The following is a 1075-nucleotide window of genomic DNA, read 5'->3' on the forward strand; positions in this document are numbered from 1 at the left end:
GCCCCTTAGAGGTTCTAACCATGGAGCACGAAGGTCCCAAAAACGCATAGTTTCCCCTCCAAAAATAACCTCTCCCGTTGGGGAACGCATTAGATATTTACCTAAACCTGTGGGTCCTTGGGCAGATCCCACATTAGCTCCAAGACGCTGATCTCTAACTAGAAAAGTAAATGCTTGAGCTTGAGAAGCTTCTGGCCCAGTAGGTCCATAAAACTCACTCGGATAAGCTGTATTATTGAACCAGACAAAACAACAAGCGATAAAACCAAAGACAGATAAAGCGCCTAAACTATAAGACAAGTAAGCTTCTCCAGACCATACAAATGCACGGCGAGCCCATGCGAAGGGTTTGGTTAAGATATGCCAAATTCCGCCAAATACACAAATGAAACCCAACCATACATGTCCCCCAATTATATCTTCTAAATCATCCACACTAACAATCCAACCCTCTCCCCCAAAAGGGGATTTTAGTAAATAACCAAATATAACACCGGGGCTAAGGGTCAAATTGGTAATTTTTCTTACATCTCCTCCCCCAGGAGCCCAGGTATCATATATACCGCCAAAATAAAGAGCTTTGAGTACTAGAAGAAAAGCACCTATACCTAACAAAATTAGGTGAATACCCAAAATTGTAGTCATTTTATTTCTATCTTTCCACACATAACCAAAGAATGGAAAAGATTCTTCAAGAGTCTCCGGTCCCAGAAGCGCGTGATAAATGCCACCGAAGCCTAAGACTGCGGAGGAAATTAGATGAAGTACTCCAGATACAAAGTACGGAAAAGTATCTAGAACTTCTCCCCCGGGCCCTACTCCCCAACCTAGAGTAGCTAAGTGCGGAAGTAAAATCAACCCTTGTTCATACATGGGTTTTTCTGGTACGAAATGGGCCACTTCAAATAGGTTCATTGCTCCGGCCCAGAATACGATTAATCCTGCATGGGCTACGTGAGCTCCAAGTAGTTTACCCGACAAATTGATAACTCTGGCATTCCCGGCCCACCAAGCAAAACCGGTGGTTTCTTGGTCACGACCAGCTAAAACAAAAGTTCCATTAAAGAGCGTTTCC

Annotated in this window: 1 protein-coding gene; it reads right to left on the minus strand. The window is 43.6% G+C overall.

The window, feature by feature from the left end:
* Positions 1-1075 (minus strand): photosystem II reaction center protein CP43 (gene psbC, locus OKA04_RS25030; RefSeq protein WP_264503870.1); only part of this gene is annotated, 1075 nt, incomplete at both ends.

This window comes from Luteolibacter flavescens (assembly GCF_025950085.1).
Lineage (GTDB): Bacteria > Verrucomicrobiota > Verrucomicrobiia > Verrucomicrobiales > Akkermansiaceae > Haloferula > Haloferula flavescens.